This window comes from Acinetobacter nematophilus (assembly GCF_026344175.1).
GTDB lineage: Bacteria > Pseudomonadota > Gammaproteobacteria > Pseudomonadales > Moraxellaceae > Acinetobacter > Acinetobacter nematophilus.
Map to the genome: position 1 here is coordinate 375,287 of NZ_JAPKMY010000002.1, position 23,523 is coordinate 398,809.

A 23,523-nucleotide genomic window follows, 5' to 3' on the forward strand; every position below is an offset into this window, starting at 1 on the left:
TATGCATCTTCAAATGCCTTTGATGTATAAAATTTCATGACAAATTTAATTAGCCAGTCAAGCCATGATCCATTGTGGTATGCCAAATTAGAATTAGGCTTTAAGGTACAGGCTGATCGTACTGTATTGAGACATCGAAAGCATTATGGTCCTGTACGTGTTCAAAAAATGCTTTGGCCTGAAAGAACAGGAGTTTGTCATGCCATTATTGTACACCCACCTGCAGGTATTGCAGGGGGTGACCATTTAACCTTCGATATTCATGTAGATGCTTCTGCTCATGCATTGGTTACCACACCAGGTGCAGGAAAATGGTACCGAACCAATGCCAAACAAGCGTTCCAGCATATCTACATACAGGTAGAAAATAACGCGGTATTTGAATGGTTACCACAAGAAACCATGTTGTTCGATGGTGCAAATGCCCACTCTGAAACGATCGTTCAACTCGCTTCACAGTCGAGTTTCATTGGATGGGATATGTTGGTCATTGGCCGACAGGCACGGGAGGAAAAATTTCAAACAGGTGCTTATAAAAATAAATTTCAACTGAAACGCAATGAACAATTATTGGTTGCAGATACACTGCATTTTAAAGGCAATGATCGTTGGTTAAGTTCTTGTTTAGGAATGAATCGTCATTCGGTGATGGGAAGTTTTTGGGCTGTACCACCTGAAAAGTTTCGTTCAGGTTTTTATTTGGATCAACACATCGATTTAATCCGAGAATTGATCATGAGAATGAATCTGCCCGTCACTTTAACCTTATTGGGAGATGTGGTTTGTGCTCGTTATCTCGGTGATGATGTAAGACATTGTCATGATGCTTTTGCTGCCATTCGTGCCAAATTAAGACGCTTTTGGTTTGATCTAGATGAAGAATTTCCTCGGATTTGGCGAACATAAAAATTTTCAATCACACTCAATATTGTTGCATAGATATTGCATGTACAACAAATGAATTAGCTAGGAATGGATCATGGAACTCAACCCTACAGAAAAAGACAAACTTCTGATTTTTACAGCCGGTTTAGTTGCAGAAAGACGTAAAGCCCGTGGATTGAAACTGAACTACCCTGAATCAATTGCTTTTATTTCCGCAGCATTGCTTGAAGGAGCGCGTGATGGTATGACGGTCAGCGAACTGATGCATTACGGTACCACACTACTCAGCCGTGAAGATGTCATGGATGGGGTTGCAGAAATGATTGCAGAAGTACAGGTTGAAGCAACTTTTCCAGATGGCTCAAAGCTAGTGACTGTTCATCAACCGATTGAATAAGAAAATTTTTGAATTGGGAGCAAACCAATGATACCTGGAGAAATTATCACCCCTGACAGTGATATTGAAATGAATGTTGGTCGTGAAGTTTTGAAAATAAGTGTTGCAAATATTGGGGATCGTCCGATTCAAGTGGGCTCGCATTTTCATTTTTATGAAGCCAATGATGCTCTGCAATTTGATCGCGAGCGTTCCAAAGGTTTTCGTTTGAATATTGCAGCAGGGACGGCGATACGCTTTGAACCGGGGCAAAGTCGTGATGTAGAAATCGTTGCACTTGCAGGTAAACGTGAAGTATATGGCTTCGCAGGTCGAGTCATGGGCAAATTAGACCTATAGGATAAATAACAATGAAAATGTCACGACGTGCTTATGCTGAGATGTTTGGTCCTACAGTAGGAGATCGTGTTCGCTTAGCTGACACTGACCTGTTCATTGAAGTTGAACAGGATCTAACCATCTATGGTGAAGAGGTTAAGTTTGGGGGGGGTAAAGTCATTCGTGATGGCATGGGGCAATCACAACTTCTGGCAGATGATGTTGCTGATACGGTGATTACCAACGCTTTGATTGTCGATTGGTGGGGAATTATAAAGGCAGATGTGGGCTTAAAAAATGGTCGGATCTGGAAAATAGGCAAGGCAGGGAATCCTGATATTCAGCCAGACATAACCATTCCTCTTGGTGCGGCAACTGAAGTCATTGCGGGTGAAGGGCAAATATTAACAGCAGGTGGCATAGATACCCATATCCATTGGATTTGTCCGCAGCAAGTCGAAACAGCATTGATGTCGGGAACGACCACAATGATTGGTGGCGGTACAGGACCAGCAGCAGGAACATCCGCCACGACTGTAACCCCAGGTCCGTGGCATATTGCAACCATGTTGCAGGCAATAGATGACTTGCCCATGAATATCGGTTTATTGGGCAAGGGAAATTTGAGTCAACCTGCACCCATTGCAGAGCAGATTCAAGCCGGTGTGGTTGGACTGAAACTCCATGAAGACTGGGGTTCTACACCAGCTGCAATTGATAATTGCCTGACCGTCGCAGACGAGTATGATGTACAGGTTGCAATTCATACCGACACTTTAAATGAAGGCGGTTTTCTTGAAGAAACATTGGCAGCTTTTAAAGATCGTACAATCCATACTTATCATACTGAAGGTGCAGGGGGGGGACATGCACCTGATATTTTAAAAGCGATTGGGCAGGCGAATGTGTTGCCATCTTCTACCAACCCAACACGACCTTATACAATCAATACCATTGATGAGCATTTAGATATGCTCATGGTTTGTCATCATTTAGATCCTGCTATAGCAGAAGATGTTGCTTTTGCTGAAAGCCGTATTCGCAGGGAAACGATTGCCGCAGAAGATATTTTACAGGATCTTGGTGCTATCTCAATGATGTCATCGGATTCACAGGCGATGGGACGTGTGGGAGAAGTGATTTTAAGAACATGGCAAACCGCACATAAAATGAAAGTGCAGCGGGGACCATTGGAGGGTGATAATGAATATCACGATAACAATCGTGTAAAGCGTTATATTGCAAAATATACGATTAATCCTGCGATTACACATGGTTTAAGTCACGAAGTGGGTTCAGTTGAAGAAGGAAAGCTGGCGGATTTAGTGTTATGGAAACCTGCATTTTTTGGGGTAAAACCGTCAATGATTATCAAAGGTGGAATGATTGCTGCTGCTCCGATGGGAGACATTAATGCTTCGATTCCTACGCCACAGCCCGTGCACTATCGTCCGATGTTTGGCGCATATCCAAGAGGTGTTCATAACACCTGTATTACTTTTTTATCGCAGGTTGCAATTGATCAGGGCGTTGCACAGAAGTTACAACTGAAAAAGTTGATTTCTGCATGTAAAAATACCCGAAATATCAGTAAAAAAGACATGAAGCATAATAGTTATTGCCCAGTCATGGATGTACATCCTGAAACCTATGAAGTGCGTGCAGACGGGGTACATTTGACTTGTGAGCCAGCGGAAGTTTTGCCAATGGCACAGCGTTATTTTCTGTTTTAATCTTTATTGATCACTCATTTAAAACTCCTTTTTTGCTGAAAAAGGAGTTTTATTTATGAGAATAATTCTACCAAACAGCACTATATTTCATCATAAAGCTTTACATAGAATGAAAATCAAAGCTATATCACATCAATTTTCAGAGTTTTCTGCATGTCTCATTTTTGGTCTAAATGGTTTCACTTATTCTTCAATAAATCACAATTTAAATCGGATAAACATAAGGCTGATTATTCTAATTTGAATCATTCACTTATCGGTACCGCTATTGATTCTGATACCAATGTGATTGGTTTTGCCCAAGATAAAATTACCCAGATAAGTTCCAATGGCGTTGATTTGATGTGTAGCTTTGAAGGCTTAGAACTGAAAGCTTATGATGATGGTACTGGCGTGTGTACAATTGGCTATGGTACAACCGTCTATCCGAATGGAAAAGCTGTTCAATATGGTGACCAATGTACCATTGAACAAGCAAAAAGCTATATGCAATTTGACCTTAGCCGTTTTGAACAAGCGGTGAGTCGTGCTGTTCAAGTGCCATTGAGTCAAAATCAGTTTGATGCATTGGTGTCATTGGCGTATAACATTGGTATCAGTGCTTTTCAGAATTCGACTTTATTAAAGCGATTAAATACATTGGATTATGTTGGCGCAGGTCAGCAGTTTGATGTATGGATTAAAGCAAGTGGAAAAACTGTACAAGGTTTAGTCAACCGCAGAGCGGTCGAGAAAGCGTTATTTTTAAAACATTGATTGAATGTTTTCTTCTTAAGTGGCGAACTTCAAGAATCCTGAAGTATTTTTATAATAAAACAAAGTAGAGCAAAGTTGTAATGAGCATTTATTTGATTCGCCATGCGCAAAGTTTAGGTAACGTTAATGAAAGAGTAGAATCGCATGCCAGTATTCCTTTGACAGAATATGGACATCAACAGGCTCAAAATCTGGCGAATACTCTACCAAAAGCCAAACACGTCTATATTTCCTCCTTCTTGCGTACACGACTAACTGCCGAACCTATTTTACTTCGGGATCAAATAATACCTAAAGTTTTGAATATTCAAGAATTTTCGTATTTATCAGATCGACGTTGTAGAAATACCACTTTAGAAGAACGTAAACCCTGGGTAGATGATTATTGGAATCGTGCCGATGTGAATCTCATTACAAGTGATGATGCTGAATCTTTTGCCAATTTCTATCACCGCGTTACAGATTTTATGCAACATTTAGACGCACTTAAATCGCACTACACCGATCAACATTTGCTGGTCTTTAGCCACGGTCAGTTTTTACAACTGTTTAGAATCATGATGGCGCAGAAACGAGTATTAAACTCAGCGTTGATGCGTGAATTTCGCTTTGATTTACTCAATCACCAATTAGACAATACTGAGTTTTTTATTTATAAATAAAATATGAGAAGAACATCATGAAATTGATGATGAGAAAAATAGCCTTATTGGGATTTTTGAGCGGTATATCACTGTCGACATATGCAGATATTGTCGCGCTAAAAGCGGATTTAACTCAACTTGCCCAACCACTGCAAACACAATGTGAGGGTGTTGACTATATGCCTCTTAAAGTTTTGAATGAATTTTTAAACGGTGATAATTCAGAAAAAATAGATGTTTATCAGATGGATGTTATTTTTGTTTCTGATTTTTTAGGGTATTTAAACCATAAAAATTGTGCCTTAGCTGCTTCTGACTTTACCATTGCTGGCGTTAGAATCTTGAACCAATATCGTGATTTATGGGAGAAAAACTTAGCTAAGGATAGAACAATGCTGCGATATGAAACTTATCTCGCAGCAGGCGAAGCAAGTTTAGTGAAATACAAATGGACGCATAATCCACAATATCTCGATGATGCCGATCAACTTTATAAACAGTATCTCCAAACAAGTGCATTAAACCAACAACAGAAAGCACAATGTGGAAAGAAATGTTCAGATTATTTAGTCTCCTTAGACCGAAAGCAGTATTTTAGATTGTCAGATTATGCCTCGATTTCATATACATATCAGCAGCTCTTTAATGAGATTTATCGGCAATATTCTGATCAGGATCCAAATTTTACAGATGCTAAAAAAAGCCTAAATGCAGTGTTTGAGCATACAGATCAATTTGAAGTGAATGCCATACAAACAACAGGATTAAAAATAATCGATAAAAATGTTGCTACATTAAATGAATTCAAAACAATTTTTAATTCTCGCAATAAAGATTTGATGGAAATTTATATACAACGTTTAGATCAATATCTTCAAAATAGAATTGTGAATAAATTATTAGATCCGCAAATGAATGGGAAAATTTATCAATTTTTATTCGATGGATCAGCTGAAAATAATTCAAAAATTGTATTTAATCAGTTGAGCACAGATCAGCATTCTAATTACAGTTTTGAAATCGGGAAGCATCAATATATGTTTAGTGGAGATAAACAGCATTTGCGGTTAAGTTCTCAACCCATTCAATAGTCGATCTCAGAAATTGGCACAAAAACTGCTTGACCATGAATACAGAAATAATGATTGAAAAAAGGTTAAGGCAGTTTCAGTGAATAAAACTTATTTACGCGGTCAAGCACTGATTGATCAAATTCAAAATGCTTCTTATTCACGGGATTTGATCGGCTATCACGATTCATTGCCTAAAGTTGAATGGCCCAACCAAGCTCGACTGGCAGTACAGTTTGTCCTGAACTACGAAGAAGGTGGCGAAAATCATATAGAACATGGTGATGCTGGTTCTGAGCAGTTTTTATCCGATATTGTCGGTGCTGCAAGTTTTCCAGATAAACATATGTCTATGGATTCGATGTACGAGTATGGTTCTCGTGCAGGGTTTTGGCGTATTCATCAGGAATTTCAAAAACGAAAGTTACCCATGACGATTTTTGGGGTAGGGATGGCATTGGCACGCAACCCCTATGTCGTCAATGCGATTATAAATGCAGATTATGATGTGGTTGCACATGGGCAGCGATGGCTCAACTATCAAAACCTCGATATAGACATTGAACGTCAGCATATGGATCAGGCGATCAGCGTGCTTGAAACATTGTTTGGACAAACACCCATTGGTTGGTACACAGGTCGTGATAGCCCCAATACACGTCAATTATTGGCTGAATTCCCTCAGATTAAGTATGACTGTGACTACTATGGGGATGATTTACCATTTTGGATGAGTTTGACCAATGCTCAAGGCGAAAGCCGTCCTCATTTAATTATTCCTTATACCCTAGAAAGCAATGATATGAAGTTCTGTGCGCCAGCAGGGTTTAACAGTGGTGAGCAGTTTTATCAATATCTCAAAGATGCATTTGATGTGCTTTATGCAGAAGGCGAAACTGCGCCAAAAATGCTTTCGATTGGCATGCACTGCCGTATATTGGGGCGTCCGGGACGCTTTAAAGCACTGCAACGTTTTCTAGATTATGTTCAATTACATGACAAGGTTTGGATATGCCGGCGTGGAGATATTGCAGCACATTGGTTTAAATATCATCCGGCGCAATAATGTTCAACACGATTCTAAAAGCGACTGAAAAGCTTTAGCAAGCGCTTCAATCTATAGCCATTTTGAAGGATAGGTATAATTTGTGAATTTAAATGAATTTAATCAAATTTCTGCACAACAAGCTCAACAACTTCTCATGCATTGTGTACAGATTCCACGTTGGACAGATGAAATTTCCTCTGATCGTCCATTTATAAGTTTAGATGATCTTTTGAATTATGCAAAAAAACAAGCATCAACATGGACTTGGGATGAGATTTTAACAGCTTTAAACAATCATCCTCGAATCGGTGAAAAAAAGGCTCAAGCGAGTCTCACTGAACAGGAGCGTGAATTTTCCAATCGTGAACAATCTGCAATCAAACGGAGCAGTGAAATAGATGATGCTTTATTAAAAGGCAATTTGGCCTATGAAAAAAAATTTGGATTTCTGTTTTTGATTCGTGCTTTAGGCTTGGATCACACTGAAATCTTACAGGCATTAAACTATCGATTGTTGAATGATGCTGAAACAGAACAACGCATTGTTAAACAACAGTTAAGTGAAATTGCACTTTTACGTTTAACTCAGGCAGTGAATGGACAATAGAGTTTAGGACATAGAGGAAACCCAATGATTAGCAGCCATATTTTAGATACCCATTTGGGAAAACCTGCAACAGATGTCGTAATCCAATTATTTGATGCACAGGGACAACTGATTGGCGAGTCGAAAACCAACAATGATGGACGTGTTGCAGATTTCAATTTAGCTAATATTCAATCTGGGCAATACAGTCTAGTGTTTTATACTGCTGAATATTTTAATCGTTTTGATTTAGATACCTTTTTTCCTAAAGTTGTGATTTATTTTTCAGTGAATGATATTAATCAGCATTATCATATTCCTTTATTAATCAGTCCTTTTGCGTACTCTACCTATCGAGGAAGTTGAATGATAAAACAAATTTTATCAAACACTTAAAGCTCATTTATTTGGGCTTTTTTTATCTATTTTTTACCGAATATAAAAATCTTGGCTTTGTTTTTGCTTATCTATTGCGGCGCTTTTCTTTGTTTCTTGTGGGGAATTTATAAAATGAAATTGACACAGTTTACTGCGTTTACAACACTGTTATGTACTGCTTTGGGTACGCAAGCTGCTCCAATCTGGCAAGATTTCAGTATTACAGGGCTATACGGTAAAAACTATGAACTGATTGCTCGAGAAGATGACCAGTCTACGATAACTTTTGAGTACACGGCAAAGTTGAAATATGGTGATTTTTTTGCATTTGCTGATCGTACCAATAACGATGTTTCAGGTAACCAGACCTATTTTGAGGTTTCACCACGCTTGAGCTTAGGGGCGATTTCAGGTCGAAAGTTAGAAGCTGGTCCAATTAAAGATGTCTTAATTGCAACAACTTGGGAAGGTGGAGAGGGATTTAATAATTATTTATATGGGATCGGTGTGGATTTGGCAATTCCATATTTTCAATATGCCCAATTAAACTTTTACAAGGCAGACAATTATAAAAATACAGATGATGACTATCAATTGACTTTTGTCTTTGGTGTACCGTTTACCATTGCTTCAGAAGATTTTTTGATTGATGGGTTTCTGGATTGGTCAACGGCTGAAGATGATCATGCCAGTGAGCTGAACTGGACGACACAATGGAAATGGAATGCAGGTAAACATATTTCACCCAATACTAAATTGTATTTAGGGGTTGAATATTCTGTATGGAATAATAAATACGGTATTTCAGGCAAAGATGAAAATAATGTCAGTGCATTGATTAAGTATCATTTTTAATGACTTAAATGCATTGTACGCCTGAGAAAATGAATGGAGAATATTGATCTTTATGATAATTTACGTGAGCTCGAAGCAACCACATTTTTAACCTATTGAAAAAAAACTCTGCGGAGTCTTGCTGAGTTTTTACCCAATTTCAGGATCAGCCGCTAGCCCTACTTTTCTTTCGGGATGAGGAGGGATGCGCCGTAAGGGCAATCATCTTGCGCTGCGAAATCGTAGCTCACTGCAAAACTCGTCAGCCACCCACAACATATTTAATCAGGCGAAGTAACACTATCTGATCCTAATAGTCCTGCCTCAAACAGTTGCCGATGACATTTACGAGTATCATGTTTGACCAAGATTTTCATATCGAGCTGAGGTTAATCAAATGATGGTTTTATAGCGTTTGAGGCGTATGAATTTATCTAGTATTGGCTTATTAATCAACCCAATCGGTTAGGAATAAGCCAATGACTAAAAAGTTAACACAATATTTTCCTTGAATGGAAAAACATCACAGTTATGACCCTCTCCAATACGATCGACCACAGCAAAATCACTCGGTGCTTCAAGCGTCAATAAAGGATGATGCCAGGTCCCGGTGTGGTAGTTAATGGCTTGTTTTCCATTACTGATAAATGCATAAATATGCTCAAGATCAGGTGTGTTTTGGTCAAGTTGTGCCGCAACCACGATTAAAAAAGATTGACCATGCATGGGAATAAAAGCTTGTGAACCTTGAGGATGACGTTCAAGCATTTTGATTGTACAAGGTACCGTTGTTTTTTGAATATTCCGAAAAATACTGAAGCCGACTTGTCCTGTATTGACCTGTGCAAAAGCTAAGGCATGATAACGTTCAGTCTGCGCACAGTTGATCGCAAAGAAATCATTGCCTTCACATGTAACCACATCACCAAAAGGTGCAAAGGCATCTTTGCTCAGTGGCTGAATTTGGATATATTTCATCAGATCAGTCACTGATTTTTCCCCATAGGCGAATCCGGCTAATCCCACCATCTGGAATCATGTTGACCCGGATATGGGAAATTTTATCTTGCTTTAAAATTTCGTGGATGTATAGATGGATATGATCCATTTGCATGTCTTGAGGATTTAATAAATAAGGCCAAAACATACTCTGTGGAATTAATTGCGGATCTGTCGCATTTTCAATATAAGTGGCTTGAATGGAGACTTGAGCAGGGTAATTGCCTTTAAAATGTGCTGTATCGATTTCAATTTTTTCAATCAAGCCATTTTTGCCGAGTGCTAAAATACACCAATCAAATCCAGGTGTTCGACGGCGTTTCGTTTCCCAGCCATCGCCCATATTGATTCCGCGTCCCGGATTGATCAAGTTACGAGGGTGTCCAAAATGTGCATCACTATAAGCAATCACCCGCCCACCATTTTCCAATGCCAATAAATCTAAAGTCTGTGTTTGGTCCTGTATAGGAATATTCACTTCACCATAAACTCTAAAACGTGCAATGCCGCCATCGGGGAAAATGTTTAATCGAACATGGGTAAAAACATGTTCACTTTTCACATTGAAAATATGATGTTGACTTGGTCCGAGTATAGAATTGGCTAATATGGGTTGCCATAGTGCATCATTGAAGTTCGCATTTGGTGCATAACATGCTTCTATGGCAGCGGATGCAGGGTAGTTACCGGTAAAAAAAGTCGTATCTATATCAAATGCACTGATTTTACCTGCAACCGCCAATTCAATAATTGCCCAATCATAGCCCGAATGGCGCTTACGGCGTGTCTCCCATCCATCCATCCATTTGCCATTCTCATCAAATTTATCTTCGACAAAAATAGGTGAATTGAATTGTAACATTCGTGATGCTTCAGCAAAAAAATCATCTGAACATTCAAGTATTTTTGCTCCAATTCGGGGATCTGCCAAATTTGTATATCGCTGTAAATGTGCAGGAAGTTCAAAATCTGGTGCAAGTAAAGTTGCCATATTTATTTACCATTCATATTACGATTCACATTAATCTAAGCGTTGTTATCAGTGACAAATATTATATAAGCACTTATAAAAACAATATCTTATACGGCTTATCATGCACAGCCTATGCCAACTCTTCTCTAAAAATGAATGGATTTTTATCTAAATGGCACGTTTTTAGCATTTTAGACATGAGGTGCTAGAAAAAATCACAGGAGAAATAGATGGAGATTACAATTATTGGTGCAGGTATGGGGGGATTAACCGCAGGTATTGCACTAAAAAAATTCGGTCATTCGGTCACCATCTATGAACAAACTCAGCAGATCAGAGCTGTAGGAGCTGCAATTTCATTGTGGTCAAATGGAGTAAAATGCTTGAATTACTTGGGCTTAACGGAGCAGATTGCCCAACTTGGTGGTCAAATGGATCATTTGGCTTATTTCGATGGCTTAACTGGCGACAAGATGACGCAATTTAGCTTGTTGCCTTTAATTGAAGAGGTGGGACAACGTCCTTATCCCGTATCTCGTGCAGATTTGCAAAATATGCTGATGGATGAATTTGGTCGAGACAATATCCACCTCGGTAAAAAAATGGTCGCATTAAAACAAATAGATCAACAGGTTCAGGTTAACTTTGCGGATGGAACCGAAATTACCACCGCATTAGTGATTGGTGCAGATGGTACGCATTCACTGACACGTCAGTATGTTCTTGGTGAGCAGGTTGAACGTCGCTATGCGGGCTATGTGAATTGGAATGGCTTGGTTGAGATTTCTGATCAGTTGGCACAAGCAGACCAATGGACAACATTTGTCGGCGATGGAAAACGCGTTTCGCTGATGCCGATTGCTGAAAATCGCTTTTACTTTTTCTTTGATGTGCCATTGCCTTTGGGCTTGGACAACAACAAAAGCCAATATAAAGCATTGTTCAAGCAATATTTTAAGAATTGGTGCTCACCTGTACAAAATTTAATTGAGGCCATAGATGTAGAAACTACCAATCGTGTAGAAATTCATGATATTGAACCATTTACTCAATTTTACAAAGGGCGTGTGGTGATTTTGGGTGATGCTGCACACAGTACTACGCCTGATATTGGTCAAGGGGGGTGTCAAGCCATGGAAGATGCAATCTATTTGGCAAGAGCGCTGCAAATCAACACATTGGGACTGGAAGATGCGTTGAAGCGTTATCAAAATAAACGTAATGAACGTGCCAATGAATTGGTATTGCGCGCCCGTAAACGCTGTGATGTGACACATATGAAAGACGAGGCAGTGACCAGAGAATGGTATGCAGACTTACGCCGAGAACAAGGTCCGCATATCATGCGAGGGATTATTAGCAATATCGTCGGCAATCCTTTGGATTAATATGCGGTTTATAGGCTTAATCCAAAATTGATTCAGACTGCCGAAGCTTAGTTGTTATCCGGGTTTATCTTATTGAGTGCCGACAAGGATGTCGACTTCAATATGCCACAAGATATATTTATGCGTGAGATATATCTTTAAAAATGTATGGCGATGAATGATTTGAACCGATTATTGATAAGTGATCAATTTAAGCTTAAATAGCTCTATTTGTTCAATCAAATGTTTAATCATCACTTGTGAGACACGAGAAAGTTGTCGCTTTGGTGCAACACATAATGCCAATGTTAAGGGATATAAACCTTTTTCACGAATGGGTTTAAAGCACAGCTCATCTTGTTCCAAATGCGGATAAGCATCGATAAAAGACAGTACACCAATGCCTAAATTCTTATGAATTAATGACATAATCATTCTAATGTCATTACATTCAAGCTGATGTTGTGGTGCAATTTGATAATGTTTATACAGTGTTTGTACATAATCTTGAATAATTAATGGTGCGCTTGGAATTAGATGTTGATCATTTAAGGTATCTGACAAATGGATTTTTTCAGTTTTAGTCAGAGGATGAGCTTTTGGTAAGACGAATCCGATGGGGATTTCTACAAATGCTAAAACCTCGAGTTGATGATGTCCTTTAGGATTTAATAAAATACCAAAATCAATTTCAGCATCCATAATCATATCTGAAACTTTTTCACTGTCCTGGATATGAAAGTTAAAATTGATCCAAGGATAGTTGTCATACATATATTGAATAGAATCGAGAACAAAGCCGTCACTCATGGCTGCTATCAATCCGCAGTTGATGGTTCCGCGTGAAAGCCCCTGGATTTCATCAAAACGATTACGGGTAAGTTGGAATTCTTTCTGCCATTTGATCAAATCTGCATAGAGTAATTCTCCTGCAAGGGTAAGCTTTAAGCCATTGGGTAAACGTTCAAATAGGTCAATTCCAAATTCTTCTTCTGCTAAAGCAATCTGGCGGTGTATGGCTGAAACCGAAATATACAGCTGATCAGCAGCCTTTCTTAAACTCCCTGTTTTTGCGACAGCGATAAAATAATCTGAAAATCGTGAAAAGGTCATATTCATTGGCATATAGCGCTGTCCATGGTAATACGAAAGACATATTGCTCATTGAATAAACTAAGCAAATAAGCAGATCAGTAAAAAACTAAGCGATTTTTATGCCAATCTTGAGCGTTAGAACTAAATAATGCTTTTGAATGGTGTTCTAATTTTTAGAATGATCGATATCAAACACTCTAATAGACAGAATCCCACTAAATCCGTAACTTAAAAACAAGCCCTGAAGCCAAAACTGAAATTTGGTACAGAATCATGGTGTAAGGTAATAAATTTAAATATAAATTTTGTGAGTTTAGTATGAATGCCATTCCAGTTCTTCAACTATTTAGCCAACCGCAATCTAGTACTTTTGAAGCTAAAGACTGGGAGATACTTGCTCAACACTGGTATCCAGTGGCACGTATTCAAGATGTCACAATACAACCTCAACAAGTACAACTACTGGATATAAAAATGGCACTCTACCAGACACAAAGTGGTGCAATTCAGTTGGTTCGAGATATTTGTCCACATCGTGGCGTCCCTTTAACCAAGGGCTGGGTAGAGGGTGAGGAAATTATTTGTCCTTATCATGGTTTGCATTACAACACCAAAGGTCAATGTACCAAGATTCCGGCACAACCAGAACTGAGCAGAATTTCCGAACGCTTCAGCTTGACCAAATTCCCTGTGGTTTTGAAATATGGCTTGGTCTGGACAAGCCTATTTAGCCGTGATGAAGAGCAGGCAAACTTTCCAGTTCTGGATACTTGGGAGGATCCACAACATCAGTCAATACTGCCTCCGTTTGTTGATATTGCAGGGTCTAGTGGTCGTCAGCTCGAAGGTTTTATTGATGTTGCACATTTTGCTTGGGTGCATCACCAATCTTTTGCAGATGCTGAAAATCCGATCGTACCTAAATACACGACTGAACGAACCTCTTTTGGCTTGCATACTGAATATATCAGTAGTGTCAGCAATTACCCGCATGGTTTACAGCATTTAGCACCAGAGGGCTTTCTATGGAAACGTATTTTTGATATTTATCCACCATTTTCAGCCGTGTTAAAGGTTGAATTTCCACGACAAGGTGTCTTAAAAATTTTAAATGCCTGTTGTCCTATTGCTTCTAACAAAACCCGTTTATTTGTACCACTCACACGTAATTTCGATACAACAGGAGATTTACAGGCAGTTTATGATTTTAATGCCCAGATTTTTGCGGAAGATCAGGACATGGTAGAAAGTCAGAAACCCGAAGAACTCCCATTGGATATTTCAATGGAGGCACATTTTGAAGCAGACCGTTCATCTACCATGTATCGTCGGATTCTCGCCGAGTGGGGGTTAAGCAAGCGTTATATTGTTTAATGTTTTGTGCTTTGCACCTTCGGGTGCTTTTTTCATGCTTTATATACTTTTAATCATCCTGTTTTAAATATTCAGCCTAAGTGTTTGTCCTTTTAAGCTTTTCCCAGTAGAAGCATCAACTCTCAACATCATTTGTTTTGATCAATGAGTAAATATCAAAAAAACCAAAAAATTAATTGAGCGCTGCAAGTAATTTATCTTTAAGTTGTTGCCAGTTGGTTGAAACCCAACATACCAATGAACCTGAAGTCACTAAAATCACCCCATACCAGAATTCTGCAGGCAACCGAGTTTGTAAAATCGTCATGGATATCACAGTCGAAATGACTGGACTAAAATAAGACAAGGTCACCAATATGGTAATATTGCCTTTGATAATCCCAATATTCCATGCGGCATAACCCAATGCCATAACCACAGACACCATCGTTAAAAGTCCAAAGGTAGACAGTTCAAGATGAGAGATTAAATTAAAACTGAATTCATGTGACCATAAATACTTTGCCCATAGTACACAACTGATCGCAACGAAAAAGAATGAAATCGGATTATGACCATCACTGTATTTTTTGGTAATAACACAATATAACGACCATAGCGATGCGCCAAGAAAAGCAAGAATATAACTGATCGGATTGGCTTGAATATTAGAGAGAATATTTGCCCAATTTAAAGCGCCTTGTCCTGCTTGAATCATGACAATGCCACTTAAACTAATGGCAAAGCCGACCACAACAAAAATATTAAATTTGATTTCTTTAAATACAATCAACATGGCGACCGTTAAGCTGGGCCAGAGATAATTCACCAAACTGACTTCAATCGCTTGTTGAGCTGTTTGTGCCAAGGCAATTGCATAAGAAAAACACAGCTCATAAATCACAAACAGTAAAGTAGAGAAGATTAAATATTTTTTTGAAATAAGTTTTAAATCTGGAATTTTAAAGAAGACCAATAAAATACATGTACTTAAGCTATACATGAGTAATACTGCTAAATCTGCGCCCATACTAAAACTGATTTTTTTCAGTAAACCCACGATGGATGACCATTGCAAAATAGCACTGAAACCAATCAGCGTAGCGAGATTTTTTGACATAGCGAGCTTCAAACTCTGTAGAAACAGAATTTTATGGAAGGTAAAATAATGTAAGTAATTATAACGTAAACAGGTGATGAAAAAGCACAGTATGACTTGCTTTTCAGATGTAAATTACAAAAAAAATTTAGGGAAAAAAGAAAGCTTTACTTTCTTATTTAAGGAAAAATTCAATCAATAATTTGTGTAGCTCATATTATATTTTAAACTGTTCTGGTTTTGATTTAGTGTTATTTTGAATAGATTTTCAATTAAAACCAGACAAACATTATCAATTTAATAAAATAATTCTATAATAGCGCCCATTCTTACTGATATCCGTTGGTATTAGTTTCTTTTTAAGTCAATTTCTCTTCGTCATTTGGCTTATTTTCAATATTTAAATTTATGTGTCCATGCTCACACATAAGAATCTTTAGGTGCCCACATGGAAATCAAGGTTAATTATCTCGATAATCTTCGACAAGAAGCGAAGTTCGATGATTTTACCGTTATTGCTGATCAGCCAATTCGCTACAAGGGTGATGGTTCTGCACCGGGTCCTTTTGATTATTTTCTGGCATCATCTGCGCTATGTGCAGCGTATTTTGTTAAAGTCTATTGTGCTGCACGCAATATCCCGACCGATAATATTCGTCTGTCTCAGAACAACATTGTTGATCCTGAGAATCGTTATAAACAGATTTTTAAAATTCAAGTTGAATTACCAGCCGATATCTCAGACAAAGACCGTCAAGGGATTCTGCGTTCGATTGACCGTTGTACGGTTAAAAAAGTCATTCAAACAGGTCCTGAATTTGTTATTGAAGAAGTCGAGAGTATCGATGCTGATGCACAAGCATTGCTGATGCCAAATTTAGCGCAAGACAGCAGCACTTATATTGCGGGTAAAGATTTACCACTTGAAGAAACCATTGCCAACATGTCAGGGATTCTGGCAGACCTGGGCATGAAAATTGAGATTGCATCTTGGCGAAATATTGTTCCTAATGTTTGGTCATTGCATATTCGAGATGCACAGTCACCCATGTGTTTTACCAATGGTAAAGGAACAACCAAAGAAAGTGCTTTGGCATCTGCTTTGGGTGAATTTATTGAACGCTTGAACTGTAATTTCTTTTATAATGATCAGTTTTGGGGTGAAGACATCGCCAATGCGGAGTTTGTACATTACCCTGATGAAAAATGGTTCCAACCTGGTCCAAATGGCGAATTGCCTAAAGAAATTTTGGATGAATATACGTTAGACATTTATAATCCAGACAACGAATTATTGGGCACACATCTATACGATACCAATTCAGGCAATACGGCACGGGGAATTTGTTCGTTACCTTTTGTACGTCAGTCTGATCAGCAAATTGTTTATTTCCCGTCTAATTTGATTGAAAACTTGTATTTAAGTAATGGTATGAGTGCGGGTAATACCTTGGCTGAAGCGCAAGTTCAGTGTTTATCTGAGATTTTTGAACGTGCTGTTAAACGAGAAATTCTGGAAGGCGAGATTACTCTTCCTGATGTACCCGAAGATGTTTTAGCAAAATATCCTCGTATTGTTGAAGGGATCAAAGGCTTGGAGGAACAAGGTTTTCCAGTCTTAGTCAAAGACGCATCATTGGGCGGTGAGTTTCCAGTGATGTGTGTGACTTTAATGAACCCACGTACAGGCGGGGTATTTGCGTCATTTGGTGCGCATCCAAAGCTTGAAGTCGCATTGGAGCGTAGCTTGACCGAGTTATTACAGGGTCGCAGTTTTGAAGGTTTAAATGATTTGCCTAAACCAACCTTTAGCACTAATGCCGTGACTGAACCGAACAACTTTGTTGAACATTTTATTGATTCAAGTGGTGTGGTGTCTTGGCGTTTCTTTAGTGCTCAAGCTGACCATGAGTTTGTCGAGTGGGATTTTAGCAGCACGGGCGAACATGCCAATGCGGATGAAGTTGCAACCATGATGGGCATTCTTGAAGAAATGGGCAAAGAAGTTTACATGGCGGTCTATGAGCATTTAGGTGCAACGGCTTGTCGTATTATTGTGCCAGATTATTCTGAAATTTATTTGGTTGAAGACTTAATTTGGGACAATACCAATAAAGCCTTGTTGTTCCGTGAAGATATTTTAAACCTCCACCGTTTGGATGATGAACAGCTGGAAGCTTTGGTTGAGCGTCTTGAAGAAGTTGAGGTCGATGACTATACCGATATCGTGACATTGATCGGTATTGAGTTCGATGACAATACGGTGTGGGGACAACTCACTATTCTTGAATTAAAACTGTTGATTTATCTTGCTTTACAGCAGTTTGAAGAAGCCAAAGATTTGGTGGAACAGTTCCTTCAATACAACACCAATACCGTTGAACGCGGTCTGTTCTATCAGTGTATGAATGTCATGCTCGAAGTTGAACTGGATGACGAGATGGATCTCGATGACTATGAAGTGAATTTCCGTCGCATGTTTGGTGATGAGCGTATGGATGCCGTGATTGGTTCTTTGGAGGGAAGCATTCGTTTTTATGGTTTAACAGAAACCAGCATGAAGCTAGAAGGTTTAGACCGTCATTTACGTTTGATCGACAGTTATCAAAAATTGCATAAAGCACGTGCTAAAGCGGTGGGTCTAGCAAACCAATAATTGGTGTCTGAACAGTATCACCACCAAATAATTTGCTGGTGATACACTTTTCACTAAAACGCTGTTCTGCGTAATGATCAATCCATTAATAAATTCTGATATTTGTCTGCCTGCGCTCTTAAAAAATCCCAGACCAATTTAATACGGGGCTCGTGCTGTAAATCTACCAAAGTCAGCATCCAGAAGGTATGAATAAAACGTACATCTTCTTCTAAAACCTGTTCAAGTTCGGGTTTATTATCAGCTAAAAATTTGGGCAAAATGGCCAATCCAGCACCAGCACTGACAGCAATTTGTTGGGCTAAAATACTGCTGCTTCGAAAATTAGCATTCAGTTGTAAAGGCAAGCGTTCTAAACAATACAGTTCAGGACTGTAAATTAAGTCATCAATGTAATTTACAAATTTATGATTTTTTAAATCTTCAAGTTTTTTAATAGGTTGTGTACTTTCCAAATAACTTTTACTGCCATAAATTTTAAGACAATAGTCTGTTAAGCGAGTAATAATGTAAGGACCGGATTTAGGACGATCAATCGAAATAACAATATCTGCTTCACGATGCGAAAGTTTGATCATTTTAGGCACGGGGATGAGATCAATGGTGAGGAGAGGATATTGTCTGGATAATTCTGCCAATAGCTGAGCTAAAAATGCTGTACCAAAACCCTCAGGTGTGCCAATTCGCACATGTCCCTGTAAGGGTAAGTTTGGTTTTTCAATCTGCAAGAAGGCCTGTTCCATTTGTTCAACACGCGGTACAAGCGCTAAGCCCTCCATTGTCAGTTCATAGCCTGTCGCTTCTCTTCTAAATAAAGGAGTACCTAAAGCAAGTTCTAAAGCCTGTATTCGTCGAGATACTGTGCTGTGTTCAACCCCGATGATGCGTGCAGTATTGGTGAGCGTTTTTGCCCGTGCGAGCACCAAAAAAAACTGCAAGTGATCCCAATCAACTTTCATTATTTCTGACATCCTTGTGCATATTTGCACATTCATTGTGCGTTAATTTCTATTGGTCATCTATATTTTCTTTGTTAGTTTGAATTGAAACAGAGCTGATGAAAATACTGCTTTTGGCTATTTTCTAAGAAAGTAACAACAAAAAATAGTGCCTATGGAGAGGTTATGAACACGATGTCCAATATTCATTCGACGACGGCTAAATTATTGATTAATGGAAAATTTACCGAATCCAATACCACAGAGTGGCAAGATATTTTAAATCCTGCAACACAAGAAGTTCTGGGTCGTGTACCTATGGCGACTTTAGCTGAAGTGGATGCTGCAGTTGCAGCTGCACAGGAAGCTTTTAAAACTTGGCGTTTAACTCCGATTCAAGCCCGTATGCGCATTATGTTGAAGTTGCAGGATTTAATCCGAACCAACATGAAAGAGATTGCACGTGTATTGACCGCTGAACAAGGTAAAACTTTGGCAGATGCTGAAGGCGACATCCAACGTGGCTTGGAAGTAGTTGAACATGCCTGTTCAATTGGTACTTTACAAATGGGTGAATATATCGAAGGTGTGGCACGTGGGGTCGATACCTATACCTTGCAACAACCACTCGGTGTATGTGCGGGTATTACGCCATTCAACTTTCCAGCCATGATTCCTTTATGGATGTTTCCAATGGCGATCGTGTGCGGTAACACCTTTGTTCTTAAACCTTCTGAACAAGATCCTTTATCGACCATGATGTTGGTTGAGCTGGCTGTGCAAGCAGGCGTTCCAGCCGGTGTATTGAATGTTGTTCATGGCGGGAAAGAAGTGGTAGACCGCCTATGTACCCATCAAGACATTAAAGCAATTTCATTTGTCGGATCAACGGCTGTGGGAACACATGTCTACAATCTGGCAGGACAACATGCGAAACGCGTGCAATCCATGATGGGCGCAAAAAACCATGTTGTGGTGATGCCGGATGCCAATAAAGAACAAACCTTAAATGCTTTGGTAGGTGCTGCTTTTGGCGCTGCTGGGCAACGCTGCATGGCGCTTTCTGTTGCGGTGATGGTGGGTGAAACTAAAAATTGGGTTGATGAATTGGTCGAAAAAGCCAAGACATTGAAAGTCAATGCAGGACATGAACCTCAAACAGATATAGGTCCAGTGATTTCACCACGAGCAAAAGCCCGTGTTGTAGACTTGATCAATAGTGGTGTTGATCAAGGCGCACAATTATTACTCGATGGTCGAGATGTCAAAGTCTCAGGTTATGAAAACGGTAACTTTGTCGGTGCAACCATTTTCAACCACGTCACAACCGACATGCGTATTTATACCGAAGAGATTTTTGGACCTGTACTCGCGATTATTCATGTCGACACACTTGAACAAGCCATTGAGTTGATCAACGCAAATCCATTTGGAAATGGCGTAGGTTTGTTCACTCAAAGTGGTGCGATTGCCCGTACTTTCCAAAACAATATTGATATCGGTCAAGTCGGAATCAATATTCCCATTCCTGTACCAGTACCATTCTTCAGCTTTACGGGTTCACGAGGATCAAAACTGGGGGACTTAGGACCTTATGGCAAACAAGCCGTGCAGTTTTATACGCAGACCAAAACCATTACCAGCCGTTGGTTTGAAGATACACAAGAAAAAGGTGAAGTGAATACCACCATTAGCTTACGTTAATCGAGGAGCTCAAGGATGAATATTGCATTTATTGGTCTAGGCAATATGGGCGGAAAGATGGCTCATAATCTCCTCAACGCTGGTTTAACTGTACATGGCTTTGATTTGAGCGAAGTTGCCATTGCTCATTTCACTGAAGCAGGCGGTATTGCATATGCCAACCCACAGGCGGCAGCTGAACGGGCGGATGTGGTGATTACCATGCTTCCGGCAGCAAAACATGTCAAAGAAGTTTATCTGGGTGAAAATGGCGTGTTGGCTGTGCTTAAAACAGGCAGCTTGTGTATTGACAGCAGTACCATTGATCCACAAACCATTAAAGACATTGCAGCCGTAGGCGCAAAGCAGGGCATCCAGATATGTGATGCGCCAGTTTCAGGTGGTACGATTGGCGCACAAGCGGGAACACTGACATTTATGGTCGGTACCCAATCAAATGCCTTTGAACGGGTTCAATCTGTACTTAAACCCATGGGTAAAAATATCGTGCATTGTGGTGAAGTCGGTGCAGGTCAAATTGCGAAAATTTGCAATAATCTTATTTTAGGTATTTCGATGGCTGCCGTTGCTGAAGGCATGGCGCTTGGCGCAAAACTCGGTATTGATCCACAAGCTTTAGCCGGTGTGATCAATAGTTCAAGTGGACGCTGTTGGAGTTCTGAAATCTGCAATCCTTGGCCGGGGATTTCTGCCAATGCACCCGCCGGGCGTGGCTATAGCGATGGTTTCGCTACGCAATTGATGCTGAAAGATCTTGGGCTGGCCATCGAGGCAGCCGGACAGGTCAAGCAACCTCTGCTTTTAGGTGGTTTGGTCCAACAGCTGTATCAACAACTCTGTATGCAGGGCAATGCACAGCTCGATTTTTCGAGCATCATCCAGCAATATTTACCCAAAGAAGCTTAATCATTAATCCATACATATGACGTTTTACCATCAAATGATGGTGAAACCTCTTGATTCACTCGTGTCATGAATAACAATAAATCCAGGCTGGAGTAAATAATATGTTGAATTATCATCATGTTGCTAAATCATTTAATTTAGACGCTGCGGTAAAAGACTTGCTATCGGGCTCAGTAGAACAACTGAACGCATGTTATGAATGCTGTGATCGACACGCTGAAGCCAACAGCGAAAAAATTGCCTTGTATTGGCAGGGCAAAGATGGACGTAAACAACAATATACATTTAGTCAATTGAAAAAATGGTCAAGCCAGTTTGCCAATTTTTTAAAATCACAAGGCGTTCAAACAGGTGATCGTATCTCAGGCTTATTGCCAAGAACACCAGAACTGTTGATTGTCATTCTGGGAGCTTGGAGAATTGGTGCCGTTTATCAGCCACTTTTTACTGCATTTGGTCCCAAAGCTATTGAACATCGCCTTCAATTGGCAAAAAGTAAATTGGTGGTGACTGATCCCGGTAATCGAAGCAAATTAGATGAAGTCGCCCAATGCCCGCAAATTATGACGGTTGCCGATCAGCATGGTCATGGGGTTATGGAGGGCGATTTAAATTTTTGGCAAGAGCTTGAACAGCAGTCTGAACACTGTGATTTGGTGCTGCAAAATATTCAAGCACCATTTTTGTTGATGTTTACATCAGGAACGACTGGACCTGCAAAACCGTTACAAGTACCACTTAAAGCCTTAATCGCATTCGGTAATTACATGAAAGATGCCATTGGATTATGTGAAGAAGATAACTTCTGGAACATTGCTGATCCCGGTTGGGCATATGGACTGTATTATGGCATCACAGGACCATTGCTTTTAGGGCATGCAACTTTATTTTATGAAGGCGGTTTTAGCATAGAAAGTTTATGCCAAATTATTGATGATTATAAGATTACCAATTTGGCAGGCGCACCAACCGCTTATCGTATGATGATGGCCGCAGATCCAGCTCAAATGGCGCAATTGAAAGGTAAGTTTCGTGTGGTCAGTAGTGCCGGGGAGCCTTTAAATCCTGAAGTTTTCCGTTGGTTTAAACAAGTACTCGATGCACCAATTTTCGATCATTATGGACAAACTGAGGTTGGCATGGTGGTGTGTAATCACCATGGTTTGGAACATGAGGTACGTGCTGGCGCTGCGGGTTTTGCGAGTCCAGGATACCGCGTTGCTGTGTTGGATGAACAAGGCAATGAGCTTCCCGCAGATACCCCCGGAATTTTAGCAGTGGATATTGCTCAGTCCCCAATGATGTGGTTTACAGGCTATCAAGAAAGCCGTAAATCACCATTTATAAAAGATTACTATTTGACTGGGGATACGGCTGAATTACATGCGGATGGCAGTATGAGTTTTGTTGGCCGCAGTGATGATGTGATTACCACTTCAGGCTATCGAATTGGTCCTTTCGATGTAGAAAGTGCTTTGCTTGAACACGAGGCCGTCATTGAAGCAGCCGTAATTGGGGTCCCTGATACTGAAAGAACTGAAATCGTCAAAGCTTTTGTAATTTTGGCAGATCATCAAACGGCCTCTGCGAGCTTAGCAGAGCAGCTGGGACAATTTGTTAAAAAGCGTTTATCGGCACATGCATATCCAAGGCAAGTTGAGTTCGTCACGGAACTTCCAAAAACACCAAGTGGAAAAATTCAACGTTTTTTACTGCGTAATCAAGAGATTGCTAAACAACAGTTAGAAAAGAATGCCGGTTAGGATAAATCCTGCATAAGGCAG

General features: G+C 39.7%; 22 protein-coding genes. 17 read left to right on the forward strand and 5 right to left on the reverse strand.

Annotation, left to right across the window (positions count from 1 at the left end; translation table 11 throughout):
• Positions 1 to 36: 36 nt before the first annotated feature.
• The 11 genes from OSH00_RS05520 (at position 37) to OSH00_RS05570 (ending at position 8,670) form a co-directional block, all read left to right on the forward strand.
• Positions 37 to 906 carry an urease accessory protein UreD gene (locus tag OSH00_RS05520; RefSeq protein WP_266129589.1) on the forward strand — a complete coding sequence of 290 codons (870 nt, stop codon included), beginning with the start codon at positions 37 to 39 and terminating at the stop codon, positions 904 to 906.
• Positions 907 to 979: 73 nt separating this feature from the next.
• Positions 980 to 1,282 (forward strand): urease subunit gamma, encoded by a 303-nt coding sequence (gene ureA, locus OSH00_RS05525; protein ID WP_004830684.1) that lies wholly within the window; start codon positions 980 to 982, stop codon positions 1,280 to 1,282.
• A 27-nt stretch (positions 1,283 to 1,309) separates the two neighbouring features.
• Positions 1,310 to 1,621 carry an urease subunit beta gene (locus OSH00_RS05530; protein ID WP_266129590.1) on the forward strand — a complete coding sequence of 104 codons (312 nt, stop codon included), beginning with the start codon at positions 1,310 to 1,312 and terminating at the stop codon, positions 1,619 to 1,621.
• 11 nt (positions 1,622 to 1,632) lie between these two features.
• Entirely contained in the window at positions 1,633 to 3,333 is a 1,701-nt protein-coding gene (ureC, locus tag OSH00_RS05535) for an urease subunit alpha (protein ID WP_266129591.1), read from the forward strand.
• Between the two features lie 153 nt (positions 3,334 to 3,486).
• Complete coding sequence (locus OSH00_RS05540; RefSeq protein ID WP_266129592.1) at positions 3,487 to 4,089, forward strand: lysozyme; 603 nt, start codon at positions 3,487 to 3,489, stop codon at positions 4,087 to 4,089.
• Between the two features lie 80 nt (positions 4,090 to 4,169).
• A complete protein-coding gene (locus OSH00_RS05545; RefSeq protein WP_266129593.1) occupies positions 4,170 to 4,751 on the forward strand; it encodes a histidine phosphatase family protein in 582 nt (193 codons plus the stop codon).
• Between the two features lie 176 nt (positions 4,752 to 4,927).
• Positions 4,928 to 5,824: a hypothetical protein gene (locus tag OSH00_RS05550; protein ID WP_266129594.1), complete on the forward strand. Its 897-nt coding sequence runs from the start codon at positions 4,928 to 4,930 to the stop codon at positions 5,822 to 5,824.
• Positions 5,825 to 5,903: 79 nt separating this feature from the next.
• On the forward strand, positions 5,904 to 6,869 hold the full coding sequence (puuE, locus tag OSH00_RS05555) for an allantoinase PuuE (protein WP_266129595.1): 966 nt from the start codon (positions 5,904 to 5,906) through the stop codon (positions 6,867 to 6,869).
• Positions 6,870 to 6,951: 82 nt separating this feature from the next.
• Complete coding sequence (gene uraD / locus OSH00_RS05560; RefSeq protein ID WP_266129596.1) at positions 6,952 to 7,458, forward strand: 2-oxo-4-hydroxy-4-carboxy-5-ureidoimidazoline decarboxylase; 507 nt, start codon at positions 6,952 to 6,954, stop codon at positions 7,456 to 7,458.
• 24 nt (positions 7,459 to 7,482) lie between these two features.
• A complete protein-coding gene (uraH, locus tag OSH00_RS05565) occupies positions 7,483 to 7,803 on the forward strand; it encodes a hydroxyisourate hydrolase (RefSeq protein ID WP_266129597.1) in 321 nt (106 codons plus the stop codon).
• Between the two features lie 144 nt (positions 7,804 to 7,947).
• Positions 7,948 to 8,670: an outer membrane protein OmpK gene (locus OSH00_RS05570; protein WP_196077238.1), complete on the forward strand. Its 723-nt coding sequence runs from the start codon at positions 7,948 to 7,950 to the stop codon at positions 8,668 to 8,670.
• Between the two features lie 462 nt (positions 8,671 to 9,132).
• Here the strand turns inward: OSH00_RS05570 and OSH00_RS05575 are convergent, their stop codons facing one another.
• Positions 9,133 to 9,627, reverse strand: coding sequence for an ureidoglycolate lyase (locus OSH00_RS05575; protein WP_266129849.1), 495 nt, complete (start codon positions 9,625 to 9,627; stop codon positions 9,133 to 9,135).
• Positions 9,628 to 9,631: 4 nt separating this feature from the next.
• Positions 9,632 to 10,639, reverse strand: a complete 1,008-nt coding sequence (gene alc, locus OSH00_RS05580) for an allantoicase (RefSeq protein ID WP_266129598.1) — start codon at positions 10,637 to 10,639, stop codon at positions 9,632 to 9,634.
• Positions 10,640 to 10,851: 212 nt separating this feature from the next.
• Between alc and hpxO the strand changes: the two genes are divergently transcribed.
• The gene (gene hpxO, locus OSH00_RS05585) at positions 10,852 to 12,009 is read left to right on the forward strand and encodes an FAD-dependent urate hydroxylase HpxO (protein ID WP_266129599.1); all 1,158 of its coding nucleotides are present in this window, start codon (positions 10,852 to 10,854) and stop codon (positions 12,007 to 12,009) included.
• A 171-nt stretch (positions 12,010 to 12,180) separates the two neighbouring features.
• Here hpxO and OSH00_RS05590 read toward each other — a convergent pair whose 3' ends face one another.
• The gene (locus OSH00_RS05590; protein ID WP_266129850.1) at positions 12,181 to 13,107 is read right to left on the reverse strand and encodes a LysR family transcriptional regulator; all 927 of its coding nucleotides are present in this window, start codon (positions 13,105 to 13,107) and stop codon (positions 12,181 to 12,183) included.
• 294 nt (positions 13,108 to 13,401) lie between these two features.
• Between OSH00_RS05590 and OSH00_RS05595 the strand changes: the two genes are divergently transcribed.
• On the forward strand, positions 13,402 to 14,457 hold the full coding sequence (locus OSH00_RS05595) for an aromatic ring-hydroxylating oxygenase subunit alpha (protein WP_266129600.1): 1,056 nt from the start codon (positions 13,402 to 13,404) through the stop codon (positions 14,455 to 14,457).
• Between the two features lie 172 nt (positions 14,458 to 14,629).
• Here the strand turns inward: OSH00_RS05595 and yddG are convergent, their stop codons facing one another.
• Positions 14,630 to 15,556 carry an aromatic amino acid DMT transporter YddG gene (gene yddG, locus OSH00_RS05600; RefSeq protein WP_266129601.1) on the reverse strand — a complete coding sequence of 309 codons (927 nt, stop codon included), beginning with the start codon at positions 15,554 to 15,556 and terminating at the stop codon, positions 14,630 to 14,632.
• 427 nt (positions 15,557 to 15,983) lie between these two features.
• Between yddG and OSH00_RS05605 the strand changes: the two genes are divergently transcribed.
• On the forward strand, positions 15,984 to 18,191 hold the full coding sequence (locus OSH00_RS05605; RefSeq protein ID WP_266129602.1) for an OsmC domain/YcaO domain-containing protein: 2,208 nt from the start codon (positions 15,984 to 15,986) through the stop codon (positions 18,189 to 18,191).
• A gap of 77 nt (positions 18,192 to 18,268) precedes the next feature.
• Here OSH00_RS05605 and OSH00_RS05610 read toward each other — a convergent pair whose 3' ends face one another.
• Positions 18,269 to 19,150 (reverse strand): LysR family transcriptional regulator, encoded by an 882-nt coding sequence (locus OSH00_RS05610; protein WP_266129603.1) that lies wholly within the window; start codon positions 19,148 to 19,150, stop codon positions 18,269 to 18,271.
• Positions 19,151 to 19,315: 165 nt separating this feature from the next.
• Here OSH00_RS05610 and OSH00_RS05615 point away from each other — a divergent pair, with 165 nt between their 5' ends.
• The 3 genes from OSH00_RS05615 (at position 19,316) to OSH00_RS05625 (ending at position 23,502) form a co-directional block, all read left to right on the forward strand.
• Entirely contained in the window at positions 19,316 to 20,833 is a 1,518-nt protein-coding gene (locus OSH00_RS05615; RefSeq protein ID WP_196077245.1) for a CoA-acylating methylmalonate-semialdehyde dehydrogenase, read from the forward strand.
• 15 nt (positions 20,834 to 20,848) lie between these two features.
• Positions 20,849 to 21,739 carry a 3-hydroxyisobutyrate dehydrogenase gene (mmsB, locus tag OSH00_RS05620; protein ID WP_266129604.1) on the forward strand — a complete coding sequence of 297 codons (891 nt, stop codon included), beginning with the start codon at positions 20,849 to 20,851 and terminating at the stop codon, positions 21,737 to 21,739.
• A 101-nt stretch (positions 21,740 to 21,840) separates the two neighbouring features.
• A complete protein-coding gene (locus OSH00_RS05625; RefSeq protein ID WP_266129605.1) occupies positions 21,841 to 23,502 on the forward strand; it encodes an AMP-binding protein in 1,662 nt (553 codons plus the stop codon).
• Positions 23,503 to 23,523: the final 21 nt, after the last annotated feature.

What these genes read in the sequence shown, in the direction of transcription:
- OSH00_RS05520 (WP_266129589.1), top strand. Translation starts at nt 37, where the DNA reads ATGACAAATTTAATTAGCCAGTCAAGCCATGATCCATTGTGGTATGCC.
- ureA (WP_004830684.1), top strand. Translation starts at nt 980, where the DNA reads ATGGAACTCAACCCTACAGAAAAAGACAAACTTCTGATTTTTACAGCC.
- OSH00_RS05530 (WP_266129590.1), top strand. Translation starts at nt 1,310, where the DNA reads ATGATACCTGGAGAAATTATCACCCCTGACAGTGATATTGAAATGAAT.
- ureC (WP_266129591.1), top strand. Translation starts at nt 1,633, where the DNA reads ATGAAAATGTCACGACGTGCTTATGCTGAGATGTTTGGTCCTACAGTA.
- OSH00_RS05540 (WP_266129592.1), top strand. Translation starts at nt 3,487, where the DNA reads ATGTCTCATTTTTGGTCTAAATGGTTTCACTTATTCTTCAATAAATCA.
- OSH00_RS05545 (WP_266129593.1), top strand. Translation starts at nt 4,170, where the DNA reads ATGAGCATTTATTTGATTCGCCATGCGCAAAGTTTAGGTAACGTTAAT.
- uraH (WP_266129597.1), top strand. Translation starts at nt 7,483, where the DNA reads ATGATTAGCAGCCATATTTTAGATACCCATTTGGGAAAACCTGCAACA.
- OSH00_RS05570 (WP_196077238.1), top strand. Translation starts at nt 7,948, where the DNA reads ATGAAATTGACACAGTTTACTGCGTTTACAACACTGTTATGTACTGCT.
- OSH00_RS05575 (WP_266129849.1), bottom strand. Translation starts at nt 9,627, where the DNA reads ATGAAATATATCCAAATTCAGCCACTGAGCAAAGATGCCTTTGCACCT.
- alc (WP_266129598.1), bottom strand. Translation starts at nt 10,639, where the DNA reads ATGGCAACTTTACTTGCACCAGATTTTGAACTTCCTGCACATTTACAG.
- hpxO (WP_266129599.1), top strand. Translation starts at nt 10,852, where the DNA reads ATGGAGATTACAATTATTGGTGCAGGTATGGGGGGATTAACCGCAGGT.
- OSH00_RS05590 (WP_266129850.1), bottom strand. Translation starts at nt 13,107, where the DNA reads ATGAATATGACCTTTTCACGATTTTCAGATTATTTTATCGCTGTCGCA.
- OSH00_RS05595 (WP_266129600.1), top strand. Translation starts at nt 13,402, where the DNA reads ATGAATGCCATTCCAGTTCTTCAACTATTTAGCCAACCGCAATCTAGT.
- yddG (WP_266129601.1), bottom strand. Translation starts at nt 15,556, where the DNA reads ATGTCAAAAAATCTCGCTACGCTGATTGGTTTCAGTGCTATTTTGCAA.
- OSH00_RS05605 (WP_266129602.1), top strand. Translation starts at nt 15,984, where the DNA reads ATGGAAATCAAGGTTAATTATCTCGATAATCTTCGACAAGAAGCGAAG.
- OSH00_RS05610 (WP_266129603.1), bottom strand. Translation starts at nt 19,150, where the DNA reads ATGAAAGTTGATTGGGATCACTTGCAGTTTTTTTTGGTGCTCGCACGG.
- OSH00_RS05615 (WP_196077245.1), top strand. Translation starts at nt 19,316, where the DNA reads ATGAACACGATGTCCAATATTCATTCGACGACGGCTAAATTATTGATT.
- mmsB (WP_266129604.1), top strand. Translation starts at nt 20,849, where the DNA reads ATGAATATTGCATTTATTGGTCTAGGCAATATGGGCGGAAAGATGGCT.
- OSH00_RS05625 (WP_266129605.1), top strand. Translation starts at nt 21,841, where the DNA reads ATGTTGAATTATCATCATGTTGCTAAATCATTTAATTTAGACGCTGCG.